General features: G+C 47.3%; 18 protein-coding genes. 6 read left to right on the top strand and 12 right to left on the bottom strand.

Translation table 11 applies throughout. The features are described from left to right. Positions 1-9 precede the first annotated feature (9 nt). The 8 genes from IPP75_02875 to IPP75_02910 all read right to left on the bottom strand — a co-directional run bounded on the left by IPP75_02875 (position 10) and on the right by IPP75_02910 (position 5756). On the bottom strand, positions 10-354 hold the full coding sequence (locus IPP75_02875) for a four helix bundle protein (protein ID QQS70054.1): 345 nt from the start codon (positions 352-354) through the stop codon (positions 10-12). 49 nt (positions 355-403) lie between these two features. Then, positions 404-967 carry a ribosome recycling factor gene (gene frr, locus IPP75_02880; protein QQS70055.1) on the bottom strand — a complete coding sequence of 188 codons (564 nt, stop codon included), beginning with the start codon at positions 965-967 and terminating at the stop codon, positions 404-406. 48 nt (positions 968-1015) lie between these two features. Further along, on the bottom strand, positions 1016-1264 hold the full coding sequence (locus IPP75_02885) for a hypothetical protein (GenBank protein ID QQS70056.1): 249 nt from the start codon (positions 1262-1264) through the stop codon (positions 1016-1018). Positions 1265-1267: 3 nt separating this feature from the next. Next, entirely contained in the window at positions 1268-1546 is a 279-nt protein-coding gene (locus IPP75_02890) for a type II toxin-antitoxin system HicB family antitoxin (GenBank protein QQS70057.1), read from the bottom strand. A 93-nt stretch (positions 1547-1639) separates the two neighbouring features. Continuing rightward, complete coding sequence (locus IPP75_02895) at positions 1640-2182, bottom strand: hypothetical protein (protein QQS70058.1); 543 nt, start codon at positions 2180-2182, stop codon at positions 1640-1642. 12 nt (positions 2183-2194) lie between these two features. After that, positions 2195-2788 carry a translation elongation factor Ts gene (gene tsf / locus IPP75_02900; GenBank protein ID QQS70059.1) on the bottom strand — a complete coding sequence of 198 codons (594 nt, stop codon included), beginning with the start codon at positions 2786-2788 and terminating at the stop codon, positions 2195-2197. Between the two features lie 130 nt (positions 2789-2918). Continuing rightward, positions 2919-3632 (bottom strand): 30S ribosomal protein S2, encoded by a 714-nt coding sequence (rpsB, locus tag IPP75_02905; protein QQS70060.1) that lies wholly within the window; start codon positions 3630-3632, stop codon positions 2919-2921. A 234-nt stretch (positions 3633-3866) separates the two neighbouring features. Beyond that, positions 3867-5756: a hypothetical protein gene (locus IPP75_02910; GenBank protein ID QQS70061.1), complete on the bottom strand. Its 1890-nt coding sequence runs from the start codon at positions 5754-5756 to the stop codon at positions 3867-3869. Positions 5757-5929: 173 nt separating this feature from the next. Between IPP75_02910 and IPP75_02915 the strand changes: the two genes are divergently transcribed. Together IPP75_02915 and prfA are read left to right on the top strand one after the other, a co-directional pair. Continuing rightward, the gene (locus IPP75_02915; GenBank protein ID QQS70062.1) at positions 5930-6274 is read left to right on the top strand and encodes a type B 50S ribosomal protein L31; all 345 of its coding nucleotides are present in this window, start codon (positions 5930-5932) and stop codon (positions 6272-6274) included. Between the two features lie 66 nt (positions 6275-6340). Then, a complete protein-coding gene (gene prfA, locus IPP75_02920; GenBank protein QQS70063.1) occupies positions 6341-7399 on the top strand; it encodes a peptide chain release factor 1 in 1059 nt (352 codons plus the stop codon). A 134-nt stretch (positions 7400-7533) separates the two neighbouring features. Here prfA and IPP75_02925 read toward each other — a convergent pair whose 3' ends face one another. Then, positions 7534-7944 carry a hypothetical protein gene (locus IPP75_02925; protein QQS70064.1) on the bottom strand — a complete coding sequence of 137 codons (411 nt, stop codon included), beginning with the start codon at positions 7942-7944 and terminating at the stop codon, positions 7534-7536. A gap of 116 nt (positions 7945-8060) precedes the next feature. Between IPP75_02925 and IPP75_02930 the strand changes: the two genes are divergently transcribed. Both IPP75_02930 and IPP75_02935 read left to right on the top strand, forming a co-directional pair. Then, a complete protein-coding gene (locus tag IPP75_02930) occupies positions 8061-8315 on the top strand; it encodes a type II toxin-antitoxin system prevent-host-death family antitoxin (protein QQS70065.1) in 255 nt (84 codons plus the stop codon). Then, a complete protein-coding gene (locus IPP75_02935; GenBank protein ID QQS70066.1) occupies positions 8312-8707 on the top strand; it encodes a type II toxin-antitoxin system VapC family toxin in 396 nt (131 codons plus the stop codon). Before IPP75_02930 ends, IPP75_02935 begins: the two co-directional genes overlap by 4 nt. A 163-nt stretch (positions 8708-8870) precedes the next feature. Here the strand turns inward: IPP75_02935 and IPP75_02940 are convergent, their stop codons facing one another. Further along, positions 8871-9506, bottom strand: coding sequence for a hypothetical protein (locus tag IPP75_02940; protein ID QQS70067.1), 636 nt, complete (start codon positions 9504-9506; stop codon positions 8871-8873). Between the two features lie 28 nt (positions 9507-9534). Further along, entirely contained in the window at positions 9535-9969 is a 435-nt protein-coding gene (locus IPP75_02945) for a hypothetical protein (GenBank protein QQS70068.1), read from the bottom strand. A gap of 215 nt (positions 9970-10184) precedes the next feature. Between IPP75_02945 and IPP75_02950 the strand changes: the two genes are divergently transcribed. Together IPP75_02950 and IPP75_02955 are read left to right on the top strand one after the other, a co-directional pair. Beyond that, entirely contained in the window at positions 10185-10949 is a 765-nt protein-coding gene (locus IPP75_02950; protein ID QQS70069.1) for a hypothetical protein, read from the top strand. Between the two features lie 20 nt (positions 10950-10969). Beyond that, a complete protein-coding gene (locus tag IPP75_02955; GenBank protein QQS70070.1) occupies positions 10970-11794 on the top strand; it encodes a peptide chain release factor N(5)-glutamine methyltransferase in 825 nt (274 codons plus the stop codon). On the opposite strand, the gene IPP75_02960 is transcribed toward IPP75_02955, so the two are convergent. After that, entirely contained in the window at positions 11791-12990 is a 1200-nt protein-coding gene (locus IPP75_02960) for a trypsin-like peptidase domain-containing protein (GenBank protein QQS70071.1), read from the bottom strand. The two genes, IPP75_02955 and IPP75_02960, sit on opposite strands and share 4 nt — an antisense overlap. Positions 12991-13021: the final 31 nt, after the last annotated feature.

Here is a 13021-nt window from a genome sequence, read left to right on the forward strand (position 1 = left end):
AGGGCTAAGTTAGCGCAATTTTGCGATAAGCCCAGTGAGCATCTTCTGCACTTCCACTGCTAGCCCCATAGCTACAGTACTGTTCACGTCCGGAAAGACTCGTTGAGTGATAATAAGCTGTGTTTCGAGTTCAGCCGCCGAACCAAGAGCAATCCCACAAAAATGCCGGTATTCTGCCGTATTATTGCGTCTGTAGCCCTCTGCAATATTCGAAGGAACGGAAGTAGCAGCACTGGTGATTTGCGATGCAAGTCGGTATTGTTCCGTTTTTGGCAGCTGACGTGCAACTTCATATGTCTCAACACTCAGCTCTATGCCCTTTTGCCAAACTAGCAGGTCTTTGAAACTAGCCATATGTGTTCTATCTGCGAACTTCGCCCTTTGCTCTCTGCCCTTAGCTCTTCTAGAGCGAAAGAATATCGCTTTCCTTCGCCTTGCTGGCAGTCTCAATATCGGCACGAGTCTTTTGCATAGCATCTTCAACCTGAGTACTTAGTCGCTTGGCGTCGTCCTCACCTATAGATTTGTCCTTTTTAGCCGAATCTATAGCGTCCATGGCTTCATGGCGTATGTTCCGGACAGCAATCATGGCGTCCTCTTGTTTGCTACCGAGTTGCTTCACTATCTCGCGGCGACGCTCTTCGGTAAGTGCTGGTATGGGTACTCGCACAACCCGCCCGTCGTCGCTTGGGTTCAAGCCCAAAGACGGGTTATCGCGTATAGCACTGGCGATTGCTTGGAGGTTGCTTGGGTCAAATGGGGTTATTTGCAACAGCTGTGCCTCTGGGGCAATCACATTTGCCACCTGGTTCAGTGGCATGGGCGTGCCGTAGGCTTCAACTATGACGCCGTCGAGCATAGCCGCACTGGCCCGCCCCGTACGCAGACTTTTAAGCTGCTCGTGATAATGCTCTACCGCCCCCGCAAACTTCTTTTTCGTTTCGTCAACAACACTCTGTGGGTTCATACAGCTCCTTCTCTTATGCTCTCAGTAGTATACAAGAAATTTGGCACACTAGAAATCGCGATAGGTTTGGTCGTCGCGTTTGCCTACGTTCAAAATACGGTTTTCGCCAGCCGCCATTACGTAGAATACTATTCGATAACTACCCGCCCGAACTCTAAAAAATCCTCTGTGTCCTCTGAGGGGCTTGCAGTCTAAGCCCGCCAGATCATTTCGCTCAATTTTGTCCATATACGGCAGAACGTATTCCAGCTGTTTTTTGGTCAGCTTACGGAGAAATTTCTTGATATCATCAGTCATGCACTATTTTTCAGCTATTATTTCTTCTATAGCATGAACGACATCGCGCACAGGCACGCCGTTGGCGTTTATTTCTCGAAAGTCTACCAGCGTAGTCCAATCACCATCGTCACCCCATTCATCGACAGAAGTTTGCTGTTTCTGGGCTCGGATTCGGTGTAGTAAAGTCTGCCGGATGATATCGCTGCGAGAGGTATAGTCTCGCTTCGCGATGGCATCTATCTCTTTCAGAAGAGCTTTCGGGAGGGTTATGTTGACTGTTTGGCTCTGCTTATTACTCATACATAAAATGTATCACATACATACACTTTATGTCTATACGTGTACAGTATAGGCATAGCCGATCTCGGCTTGTGATATGTGCAAAACAGACGACTAATCTCCACTACTAGCCCATGGACCCACGCCAAACACAGAACCGAGTGGATTTAGTGGATCTGCCCCGATTTGTGAAATATTTCTTGGTTTTGTCCCTTGAGGAGTATTATCCAGAACCAAATTAGCAATGTCTGGGTGTGTTATGACAAATGCCCCGTCTTCAGGATAGAGAGGAAGGTGTGCAATGACTTCTTCACCGTTCCTGAAGAATCTAAGCCTAAAGAGTTCTTCTTCGGTTGCGTCCGGCCCAAGAGCTGTTTTTTGGTAGAGCCCACCTAGTATCCCCGTGGCTCCGATTCGGCTAATGACTTCCACAGATATCGCGGCCGTCTGACTATGAACATTCTCGTTACCCAGAGCCATACGGATAATCTCCAGAACCGCAGTGGGAACCGCCGGGAAATCATATACCGGCGGCTGCCCAGTCACATTCTTAGATGCCCAGGCAGCAGACATCTCTACCCAAGATGCAACCTGAGTGCTGGTTGGCTGTACTGAATGTTCGGCTCCCTTGGGGCGATGTTTTCTGAAAATACCCATACGCGTACCCTACTATTTTTCTCCGAGGGCGATGCGGTTGAAGCGGCGGACGACGATGTTTTCGCCAAGACGAGCATTGTGGTCTTTTACGTAGTCGCCAACAGTTTGGTCGGGGTTTTTTATGAACGGCTGGTCAAGCAAGCACAGCTCGGCAAAGTATTTCGACAGCTGGCCTTCGACAATTTTTTCCGCCATGTCAGCTGGCTTGCCCTTTAGCGCATCGCCCGCGAGTAGTTCCTGTTTTTTGGCTTCGCGGTCTTCGGCTGGAATGTCATCTGCCTGCACATGTGCAGGATTGCTGGCGGCAACATGCATGGCAATATCTTTCACGAGGTCTTGGAAAATTTCGTTGCGGGCAACAAAGTCTGTTTCGCAGTTTACCTCGACAATGACACCTATGCGACCATCATGGTTGTAGGTGCCGACAAGTCCTTGTCTCGCCTCGCGCTCGCCGCGTTTTTCGGCCTTGGTTAGGCCTTTTTTGCGCATTTCTTTTAGGGCAGCGTCGAAGTCGCCGTCGCTCGCTTCAAGCGCTTTTTTGGCATCGGTCATACCGACACCGGTAAGCTCACGCAGTCTCTTTATATCTTCAATTGTAATTGCCATATTGTAAATCTCCTGATTATCCTGTTACGTGTAACATGTAACATTGGTGTAACGATTGTCCTGTCACGATTGCCGCTGCAATTGTTACACGTCACATGATAATTCTATGTGACATGTGACAGGATACAGGTTAATCTTTTTTGTCTTCTGGTACTTTGCTTTTGGCCTTGCCTGCTTCTACGGCCGCCTGGAAGTAGTCAGCCAGGAGCTCCAGCGCCTTGATAGCGTCGTCGTTGCACGGAATTGGGTGGGTAATACCTACGGGGTTAGCGTTCGTATCGCACACACCAACTATCGGCAGTTTTAGCTTCTGGGCTTCTTTTACCGCGTTCGTATCATGAACAATATCAAATACAACAACCACACCCGGCCGAGCATTCAGCTCTTTTATGCCACCGTAAAGCACGTTCATGGCATCGATTTCTTCTTGGAAGCGCTGAACCTCAAGCTTGTTGAATTTATTTGCCAGCTCACCGCTCGCCATCTTGGTTTCAAGGTCAACCAGGTGTTTTATTTGGGCACCCACGGTGTTCCAGTTGGTTAGCATGCCGCCAAGCCAGCGTTCAGTAACATACGGCTGCCCTGTCGCCTCGGCAAGATTTTTTACAATATCTTGCGCCTGTTTCTTGGTGCCTACGAACAGGACTTGCTTATTCTTGCTGGCGGCGTCCTCGACGGCTTGGAGGGCCTCTTCAAGCTTTACGACTGTCTTAGTGAGGTCTATGATGTGGCTACCACCACGCTTGCTGTGGATATACTGCGCCATTTTCGGGTGCCACCGCTCTGTCTTGTGGCCAAAGTGCGCCCCAGCCTCTAGTAATTGTTTGATATCTACGTCTGCCATGCAGACTCCTTTCTTACGAAAGGAGTAGTTGGTAGTTGGTAGTTGGTAGTTGGGATAACCCTATCTACTACCTACAACCTTCTATCTACTAACCCCAATCCTTATACACCGGCCGGGTCACCACAAACGCGCTTGCAAAGCCACGCCGCAGAGGATTTCCACCCGCACCTGCTTAGTTAATTGCCAACGTATTATAACATGCCCTCACAAAATATCTACCAGCAGAATAGTTTTTTATATAAACAATTCTTCTGTTTTTGATGATCTGAGCCACGGAGGTGTCGAATTTCGATAATTTTCTGCAGCTCCAGCTAAGCCCTCAAGAAAAGCATCGTTCGATACCCCTCCCTGTTCATAACTAGTTTCAGGCATCGCATCAAATTCCTCAGGCGTAAACAATATTTTTCCTTTGTTATCAATCACAGGAATATACATTTTATTTTTGGCAATTTCCTTCTTTAATTCATCCAACGAGGAACCTTGATGACATACGATTGCTTTTACTTCGGTAGAAGGGACAGCTCCAAGTATTAGTCTGTGGCGGTTATCATCACCTGCAGTAACATCGGCTAACCTATCAGGATAGTGTGTCTGTGATTCAGCATCTCGTGAAAGCACAAATGTTACCGAACGTTCATGCACGCGGCTACTTACCGCACTAACCACGTCAGGAAAGTTCACTGCAACATCGTCAATTCTATAGAAGTCGACATTAAATGGAAATGCATCTGCGTCTGGTACTTCTGCGGCCAGCTCTCCGCATACTAACCCACTCTGAAGAATGTTTCTGGTAACGACATCGCTTGTTGTATGTATCAAATCCCCTTCTTGAATCAAACGCGCACCAGATTCTACGTTTTCTCTATTTGCCTGTGACCGTTCTGCCTTCTCCCGCTGTGATTGACTTTTTTCGTACGCATTTTGAACACGTTCCCCTAGCACAAGTTCCTGGTATTCTCCCCTTAGGTCAGACAGGGAGGCACCTTCGACCTCTATTCGCCCGTCCGTACCCTTATGCACTTGGACATATTCGTCCTTCAGGCAGATTGTACGCTCTTCATCGGTCATGGTTGTTAGTGATTTTTCGGGAATATCGCCTGCTGTGCGTAAAGATTCAGGGAGACGCGAAGCCAAAGGAACAGGAACATCGCGCAGAACATTTTGTTCCGGTCGATATGTTGTGACCGCACCATGCGCAACACTTCCATATGTAATTTCGCCGATTTCTTCAGTGCGGCCAAGTCGCAAGATACTATTGGCAAAACGCCTTGATACCTCTGTGGCTCGCGGATTATTTAGAACATCTATATAGTGAAGCATGCGCGAGCGTCTGCTTTCATCTGGCTCATCCTCGTATAACTGTGCGGCCGATTCAACTGCCGTACCATGCCGTAAGAACATATTCGCTGTGCTACTAAGCAAATACGATTTCGTCGCGGCAAGCTTGGCTATCTCGTCTGGGTACTTAAAGTGTGCTGCCATGAACCCACTATCAGTTGCAGTTTCAGGGAAACGACCTAGTGCCCTCCACATGTCATTCGGCAGCCCAGTAGTCGCGATTTTTTCAACAATCCTCCGAGCAATATCCGCGCTCACGGGTGGTATCATGTCGATATAGCCTGCAAGTTCGGTGGCGTTAGGAGATGCATCTAAATAGGCGGCGAGTATAGAATCGTTTCCATCTGTTTCAATGGCCTTTTTGCTTTCGAGTGTTGCGCCTTTAGGTTCCATCCCCTCATGAAAAAATGGACCACGCCTTCTTGCTTGCTTGCCAGGAGGAGGATTTATTCCCGTTCCTTTCAGCACAAAACGTCCCTCGTCTATTATAGTTTCGAGTAGCGCCCGCTCACCCTCGGATCTTGTATTGAAACCTGGGTCAGCTTCGGCGGCCTCGGCAGCATCTGCCACTTCATGTTCTGGACGAAGTTCTTGACTACGAAAAGTAGCTAGAGCTTCTTGGTTATGACCCATAATATGTTCTGCTTCTAGGGCAGCGGGTAATTCTATGCCCCCAACGAACTCATTTACGGCACTCTCGGGTTTTAGCGTTATTTTTTGCGTCATCAGATCTTGCGCTTCAACAAAGTTATTGAAAGTATTTGGTTGCTGTTCGGCTGGAGACATATGAGATCTTTATTTGTATTATATATGCTTTATTTTACTCCTATATTGCGAACTGCCAACAGAGGTGCTACAATATGGACTAACTGTTTGGGATAGGTCGGACTGCAGCACGCCCACTGCTAACCCGAAGGCCAAACATACTAACCATCATTTTACGGGCAGAGGTTATACCAATGAAAAAGGATTTGCATCCGAAAAACTATCGACTGGTTGTGTTCCAGGACCTAAACAACAACCACACCTACCTAACGCGTAGTACGGTCGCCACAGACGAGACTATCACACTCGACGGTGTGGAGTATCCGCTGGTGAAAGTGCACATTACCGGCTCGAGCCACCCGTTCTTTACCGGCGAAGAGCGTGTTCTTGACATTGAAGGTCGCGTCGACAAGTTTAAAGCCCGTGCCGAAGCTGCTGCTAAGGCCAAAGAAGCCCGTATGGCCGCCGCCAAAAAAGCCAGCGCCCGTGCAGAGAAAAAAGCCGAAAAAGCAGCCGACGAAAAGAACGACGCCAAGTAGCTGCAACCCGCTAAAGCCGCTGAAAGTACGACACTTTCGGCGGTTTTGTTTATACTAGGAGAAGATATGGACCAGAAAGAGCAAGCCCTCCGAGATGAATTCACTGACCTACAGCTAAAATTGCAGGATTCTTCAGTGTATGCTGACCCTTCCTATCCAAAACTCGCGAAACGGCAGGCTTACCTTGAAGGTATTGTTTTCCTATTTGATGAAAAAAAGCGTTTGCAGAAAGCTTTTCGTGAAGCCTCAGAGATGACTAGTAGCGACGATACTGAGCTAGCAGCACTCGCACAGGACGAACTGGCTTCTACTGAGTCCGCACTCAATATAAATGAAGCAAAGCTCATTGAGTCACTCACCCCAAAAGATCCAAATGACGAAAAAGACATAATAATCGAAATCCGGGCTGGTGCGGGTGGTGACGAATCAAGCCTCTTTGCCGCCGAGCTTTACCGCATGTACGTAAGATGGGGTGAAATAAAGGGCTATAAAACAGAGCTCGTAAGCGAAAGTCCAAGTGAAGTCGGCGGTTTTAAAGAAATTATATTTGCTATGCGCGGTGATGATATGTACAAGCACCTCAAGTTTGAGGCTGGCGTTCACCGCGTGCAGCGTGTACCCGCCACCGAGTCACAGGGCCGCATCCATACCTCGACTGTCACGGTAGCTGTACTGCCCGAGGCAGAAGAAACCGATATAGAAATCAACCCAAATGACCTACGCATAGATGTGTACCGCAGTGGCGGCCACGGTGGCCAAAGTGTAAACACCACCGATTCAGCCGTGCGTATTACGCACTTGCCTACGGGGCTTGTGGTGGCCAACCAAGACGAAAAGTCTCAAATAAAAAATAAGGCGAAAGCGCTCAGCGTTCTACGTTCCCGTCTGCTCCAAATGAAAATAGATGAAGAAACCAAACAGCTCAGCGACGCCCGAAAAAAGCTGATTGGCAGTGGCGACCGCAGTGAAAAAATACGCACCTACAACTTCCCACAAGACCGCATAACCGACCACCGCATTGGCTACAGCCGTAGTAACATCCCAGGTGCACTAGCCGGCCAAATAGATGACCTCATAGAAAAACTAGCCGATTATGAACGCCAGCTCATCAATAACGATAACTGACCATTTAACTAGTTGCGTGCCGTAGTTTAACTCTCCACTCTACCCGCAGCCAAACCTATCAAGCCTCAAGCGTAAATACTGGACTAGGCGGTATCATAAAAAATGGCTAACTAAAAGCCTAAAAAATGATTAGCCTACACATCCGCTTGCGGTGTTGGAGCTCCAGCATCTTGCGCGGCTTCTACGGCATGGTAAAGTGAGGAGAGGTCGCTCCCCATTGGATAGAAAAATTGCACTAACGCACCACCATCTTCAACAAACTGCCTTGCCGTATGGCCATAGTCAATTGGATTAATCTTACGGTCGGTTATTCCGTTATGGATGTTTCTGTGAGCTTGTGCTTCATATATAGTTGCCGCTGTGTCTGGATCGGTAATGACGACTGCACGTATTCCATGCTGTGGCGCAAGCTCCGCCAATAGCGCCGCCTCTCCGGCCAAATAATATATATTTGCATGAACTACCAGCTTAGAAGCTTCACCGGAACCTGGATCAGTAACTTCGTTTAATCCTACAGATGGAATTGAAATGTTTTTGCTGGACATAATAACGTATGATACTCTCTCTCTCTCTCTCAAGATTTGTCAATAGTTTTCACACTTTATTTTGGATTTTGCAAATTTTGCTTGCAAAATGTAGCTATATTAGCTAGAATGTAACTATGACGATAGCAAATGTTCACCAGGCAAAGACTAACCTTAGTAAGCTGCTCGACGAGGCAGCTGACGGGAAAGAGGTCTACATAACCCGACGAGGACGTAAAGGGCCAACTCGTTTCATGCTAGTTGCGGAACAGTGCTCCCCAAAACGACCTAGCCCCTTCGGGATGCTAGAGGGCAAAATAAAGTTCGCCGACGACTACGATAAAGCTGATGAGCAAATTATGGCTATGTTTGATAAAGACATTACTGAATGAAACTGCTTCTAGATACCAACGTTTTGCTCTGGGCTTTGAGTAATAGTCCTCGCCTAAAGCAAGATGTGAAGGATATAATACTAAACTCCAATATTGGAACAACCGCCGATGAAGTGATCATTTCGGACATATCACTCATGGAAATAAGTATTAAGGTAAATATTGGCAAGCTAGAGCAATCAATGGACGAACTATTTGATAGCATTAAGCAGCTAGGTTACCGGAGACTAGCTATATCTGATTCGGCGCTCCGAGAACTGACACTGCTTCCCCTTCTGCACCGAGATCCATTCGACCGAATGATTGTCGCGCAGGCCAAAGTCGAAAAAGCAACCCTGATAACTGGCGACGAAATTCTGGCAAAGTATGGCATCAAATCTATCATTATTTGATTGACTCTCTTCGGCCAAGCGGACGTTACGCGGCGCAACCGTAGATACCGCGCTAATCCACTGGTTGGTCCTGCTGAGAAATGATTGGACATGATAAATCAGACCGTGGATAGTCAAAACCAAGCACCAGTTTACCAGCCTGCTAACCTAGCTCCTCGTCAGGCTATTTTGAGGGCATGGTTGGAACAGTAATACTGGTTATTCCGCCGTTGTCCACGGCATTTGCGATGGCTATAGAACAGAAATTGGCTATTGCGCCAGCCTGTACGGCCCGCGGCGAACCCTCGTTACCAATATCGGTTCGTAAACCTGGCATTTCTCTTAGACTTCTCTCCATGCCAAGCCATGTTTCATAATCATTAAAACCATCTGGTGATTTGCTAAGCGCGCCACTGAGCAGTGCGGCGCTACATAACCCCGCTCTTCCCTGTCGTCCGTATGTGTATGTGCGACCCCTACTTTCGTAGATAGTTGCCTTTAGTATGGTATCTGCCAGAGCCCCACCAAGGGTATATTTCACGCCCGGTTGTTTCGATGCATTAATTTCGTTGACAGCAGTGTACTGGTCTAAAACCTGAGGGCTTTCAGTGGTCAAAACCCCGGGCTTACCAGGAAACTGTGATGCCACGCAATCTAAAACGGCATGTTTCGCCCCTTCTGGGCCGGCACCGCCTAACGCAGAGTCTACCACATGTTCATACCCAGTATCTGCTACTTCTGCCATTTGTTTGCCACCGCAACCTGTTAGCGCAAGTGCCAATCCTACTCCAACCGCTACATCTTTTATACCTCTTCTCATCGTTCTCTCCTTATGTATTAATATACTGTTATTCAATTTCTAGTGACCGCTCGATCGCCCACCCTACCACAGCTCGACATGCAAGATCAGGTTGCCAGCCAGCACAATCCATAGCCGCAACACCAAGCTTGTGTTCAGGTGGTAATAGCGCTTTTATGGCATCGGGTATTTCGTCGCGAAAATCTAAATAGGCGCTTTCCCGCAATGATCCCGGCTTATACCCCTTAGCTGTGTCAAGCAGCCCCTTCACAACGTGGCGAGCCATGTCTAAGAAGTGCAGATCGGGATTTGGCTGCAGATCCCGATCTTGCAACTGGGTAAGCAGCTCTTTGCCCAACTTAAAGGTTGTGTAATCGGTGGGCGGATACCCAACCCCTAGAACACTCTGAAATGCTCTCTTAAGCGAGCCATCCATTACATACGGCGGCGGCCAAGCAAGATTACCAGTATCTCCGTGCGACATTATTTTCTCCCTTTAACCATGCCTTTTATCTCGGCATATTCATTTTCATAATTTAGTGACTAATAATTGGTTATTTTTTGGTTTGATTGTATAATACTAAAAATACGTTTTTCTGTCAATAGTATACAATTTGCGAAAGAATTTTATCTGTTACTGTTGCATATAATTGTCAAAATGATATTTACAATAATTATTTCGTGTATTAAAATTTTTTCATGGACAACGTCATACAAACACTCAGACACGCCGGGCTTACCGAAGCACAGGCAAAGACATATTTTGCACTATTGCAACAAGGCCCGTGCGAGCCCGTTCAGCTCGCCGAAAGCACCGGAGAATCACGCACGAATACGTACATGCTCTGCGAGAGGCTGATGGCACTTGGTTTGGTCGTAAAGATTGATGGCAAAAAAACCACCTACGAAGCTATCCACCCCTCTGCCTTAGAGACACTGGTGGAAAAGCGGCGAAAGCAAGTTCAAAAAAGCGAAAAACTTGTACACGAAAACGTGGCAGAACTTATCGACACCTTCTTTAAAACACGCAATACCCCAGGAGTTGTAACCCGTTTCGGGCGCGAAGGCATAGCTGCCGTATATGATGAAATCATAGAATGTGGTCAAGATCAGCAATATTTACAATCGCCAGACGACAGCGCTTACATGGGTGAAGAATTTTACAAAGATTTTGGCGTCAAAAAACGCAGTCGGGGCATACAATCTAGAGTCATTTCGGTAGCAGATGCAAAAACGCGCTCTGCCCATCCAAAAGAACGAGAACTCATGGAAGGCATAGCTGAGAGAACGTGGCTGATACCAGGTTCGTATACTGCCCCCGTAGAGTGGGTCGTCCAAGAAAACAAAGTGACAATCATTACCTTCAAGGAACAGCCTATAACACTCACAATTCATAGCGAGCAGATAGCCGATTCGGTTCGCCAACTATTTGACCTGGTCAGAAAAAACCGCACGACTGTTTAGAATACTGGTATAGTAGCCGCATGGCGGTAAGCATTGATCGGTTTTTACGTGAGGCAACTAACCAGTTGCATATGTGTGGCATCGAGACCGCGCGGCTCGACTCGTTGGTGCTGCTAAGCGATGAACTTGGGCACGATAAAGCATGGGTTTTAGCGCACTCCGAGTACTGTATACAGGGGTCGGTCTTAAAAAAATTGAATATAAAAATTGCTCAAAGGAGTAAGCATATACCTCTTGCCTACATTCGCGGGAAAAGTGAATTTTATGGCCGTGAGTTTATGGTGAATAAACATGTGCTTGTACCCCGTCCCGAATCTGAAAGCATGATTGACTTACTAAAACGATTCGTGGGCCCAGACTCACGAACCACAATTATCGATGTCGGTACTGGTAGCGGATGTCTTGCTATAACGGCCAGGTTAGAGCTGGCAAACAGTACGGTCGTAGCACTCGATAGTAGCCATGAATGCTTACGTGTCGCAAAACAAAATGCAACGAAACTAGTCGCAGATATCACATTCCTTGAGAGTGACTTACTAAACAGTATGCAAGATTCAAGCTTCAAGATTCAAGATTCAATTCTCCTCGCCAACCTACCATACGTTCCAAATGATTACCCGATTAACAATGCTGCCACCCATGAACCAACCCTTGCCCTATTTGGAGGCAGTGATGGACTAGAACTTTTCCGCAGACTTTTCTCGGAAGTAAAAGGGCTAGGAGCTAGGTGCATTGTTACCGAGTCACTTACCGAACAACACGCCCAGCTTGCACAAATTGCCAGAAATAATTCGTTTAGGCTAACCGCTTCGGATGGTCTTGCCCAGCTGTTTCTAGCCGACTAACTTACCGGTGCAACACCAAGCTTCACATTCACTGTTTTGGTGCTACTACCACGTACAATAGTAAGTTCTACGTTGTCACCGGCTTTATGCTTACTCAAAACAGAGAGCAGGCTAGATTTTTCATTAATCGCAACGCCGTCTATTTTTGTGATGATGTCGCCCTCCTGTATATCTGCGTCTGCAGCTGGACCATCTTTTAGAATAGTCTCACTGCCCATATCTTCTGCCTTAGGAATATAAGCTCCTCGGTTGACGCTAAGATTATACTCTTTTGCAATATCATCAGTAAGCATCACATAGACAACACCAAGGTATGGTCGCTCTAGCTTGCCACTTTTCTTCACATTGTCTATGAGGCCCTTCACATTGTTGATAGGAATAGCAAACCCAACCGTTTGGGCATCACTGGCAATTGCTGTATTTATCCCTATTACTTCACCATTCATATTTACCAGCGGTCCACCCGAATTACCTTGGTTTATCGCCGCATCGGTCTGAAACATATCGTCAAGATTTTCTGCCCCGCCACCAGACTCATCTCCTGCAACCAGGCTTCTCCCGTAGCCCGAAATAATGCCGCTCGTCACCGTGTTCTGGAACTGACCAAGCGTATTGCCAATCGCCACAACTGCGTCGCCAACCTGCATCTTACTTGAGTCGCCAAGTTTGGCAGCAACGAGCTTCTTCCCTTCATCATTTTCAACCTTTAGAAATGCGATATCAAGGGTATCGCGCGTGTTGGTCCGCGCAATAACCTTTACCTTTTCTAGCACCGTACCATCGCTCAGCGTAACGCTGACATCGGTCGTACCCGCTGGAACTACGTGTCGGTTTGTCAGTATGAGCCCGTCGGAGCTAAGTATTACACCGGTACCAGCACTTTCTTGCGTATATGGACCATAACCAAACCCAAAAAAACCTCCATAGGTTGAACCCGTCGACTGCGAGGTAACATTAACAGAAACGACACTTTCGCCAACCGTTTCGGCAATGGAGCTGACGAGGTTTGCCGTACTTGTCACGACTTTCTTTTGTTCTGCAATAGCACGCGTATCGCTGTCGTTACCATAGCTTGCTGCGCCCAACCACCCACCGCCAAAGCTAACTGCTAAGATAATAAGCCCTATCAGTATTCTGCTGAGGACACTCGCCTTTTTACTGTCTCTGTCGGCTTGCATTATTTGATCTCTATCCATACACCCCCCTTGTAACAATTTTTCCTGAAAC

It is taken from the genome of Candidatus Saccharibacteria bacterium, assembly GCA_016700375.1.
Taxonomy (GTDB): domain Bacteria; phylum Patescibacteriota; class Saccharimonadia; order Saccharimonadales; family UBA4665; genus JAGXIT01.

Excerpts from the sequence above, each read along its gene's own strand:
- IPP75_02875 (QQS70054.1), bottom strand. The coding sequence starts at position 354 with ATGGCTAGTTTCAAAGACCTGCTAGTTTGGCAAAAGGGCATAGAGCTG.
- frr (QQS70055.1), bottom strand. The coding sequence starts at position 967 with ATGAACCCACAGAGTGTTGTTGACGAAACGAAAAAGAAGTTTGCGGGG.
- IPP75_02885 (QQS70056.1), bottom strand. The coding sequence starts at position 1,264 with ATGACTGATGATATCAAGAAATTTCTCCGTAAGCTGACCAAAAAACAG.
- IPP75_02890 (QQS70057.1), bottom strand. The coding sequence starts at position 1,546 with ATGAGTAATAAGCAGAGCCAAACAGTCAACATAACCCTCCCGAAAGCT.
- IPP75_02895 (QQS70058.1), bottom strand. The coding sequence starts at position 2,182 with ATGGGTATTTTCAGAAAACATCGCCCCAAGGGAGCCGAACATTCAGTA.
- tsf (QQS70059.1), bottom strand. The coding sequence starts at position 2,788 with ATGGCAATTACAATTGAAGATATAAAGAGACTGCGTGAGCTTACCGGT.
- rpsB (QQS70060.1), bottom strand. The coding sequence starts at position 3,632 with ATGGCAGACGTAGATATCAAACAATTACTAGAGGCTGGGGCGCACTTT.
- IPP75_02910 (QQS70061.1), bottom strand. The coding sequence starts at position 5,756 with ATGTCTCCAGCCGAACAGCAACCAAATACTTTCAATAACTTTGTTGAA.
- IPP75_02915 (QQS70062.1), top strand. The coding sequence starts at position 5,930 with ATGAAAAAGGATTTGCATCCGAAAAACTATCGACTGGTTGTGTTCCAG.
- prfA (QQS70063.1), top strand. The coding sequence starts at position 6,341 with ATGGACCAGAAAGAGCAAGCCCTCCGAGATGAATTCACTGACCTACAG.
- IPP75_02925 (QQS70064.1), bottom strand. The coding sequence starts at position 7,944 with ATGTCCAGCAAAAACATTTCAATTCCATCTGTAGGATTAAACGAAGTT.
- IPP75_02930 (QQS70065.1), top strand. The coding sequence starts at position 8,061 with ATGACGATAGCAAATGTTCACCAGGCAAAGACTAACCTTAGTAAGCTG.
- IPP75_02935 (QQS70066.1), top strand. The coding sequence starts at position 8,312 with ATGAAACTGCTTCTAGATACCAACGTTTTGCTCTGGGCTTTGAGTAAT.
- IPP75_02940 (QQS70067.1), bottom strand. The coding sequence starts at position 9,506 with ATGAGAAGAGGTATAAAAGATGTAGCGGTTGGAGTAGGATTGGCACTT.
- IPP75_02945 (QQS70068.1), bottom strand. The coding sequence starts at position 9,969 with ATGTCGCACGGAGATACTGGTAATCTTGCTTGGCCGCCGCCGTATGTA.
- IPP75_02950 (QQS70069.1), top strand. The coding sequence starts at position 10,185 with ATGGACAACGTCATACAAACACTCAGACACGCCGGGCTTACCGAAGCA.
- IPP75_02955 (QQS70070.1), top strand. The coding sequence starts at position 10,970 with ATGGCGGTAAGCATTGATCGGTTTTTACGTGAGGCAACTAACCAGTTG.
- IPP75_02960 (QQS70071.1), bottom strand. The coding sequence starts at position 12,990 with ATGGATAGAGATCAAATAATGCAAGCCGACAGAGACAGTAAAAAGGCG.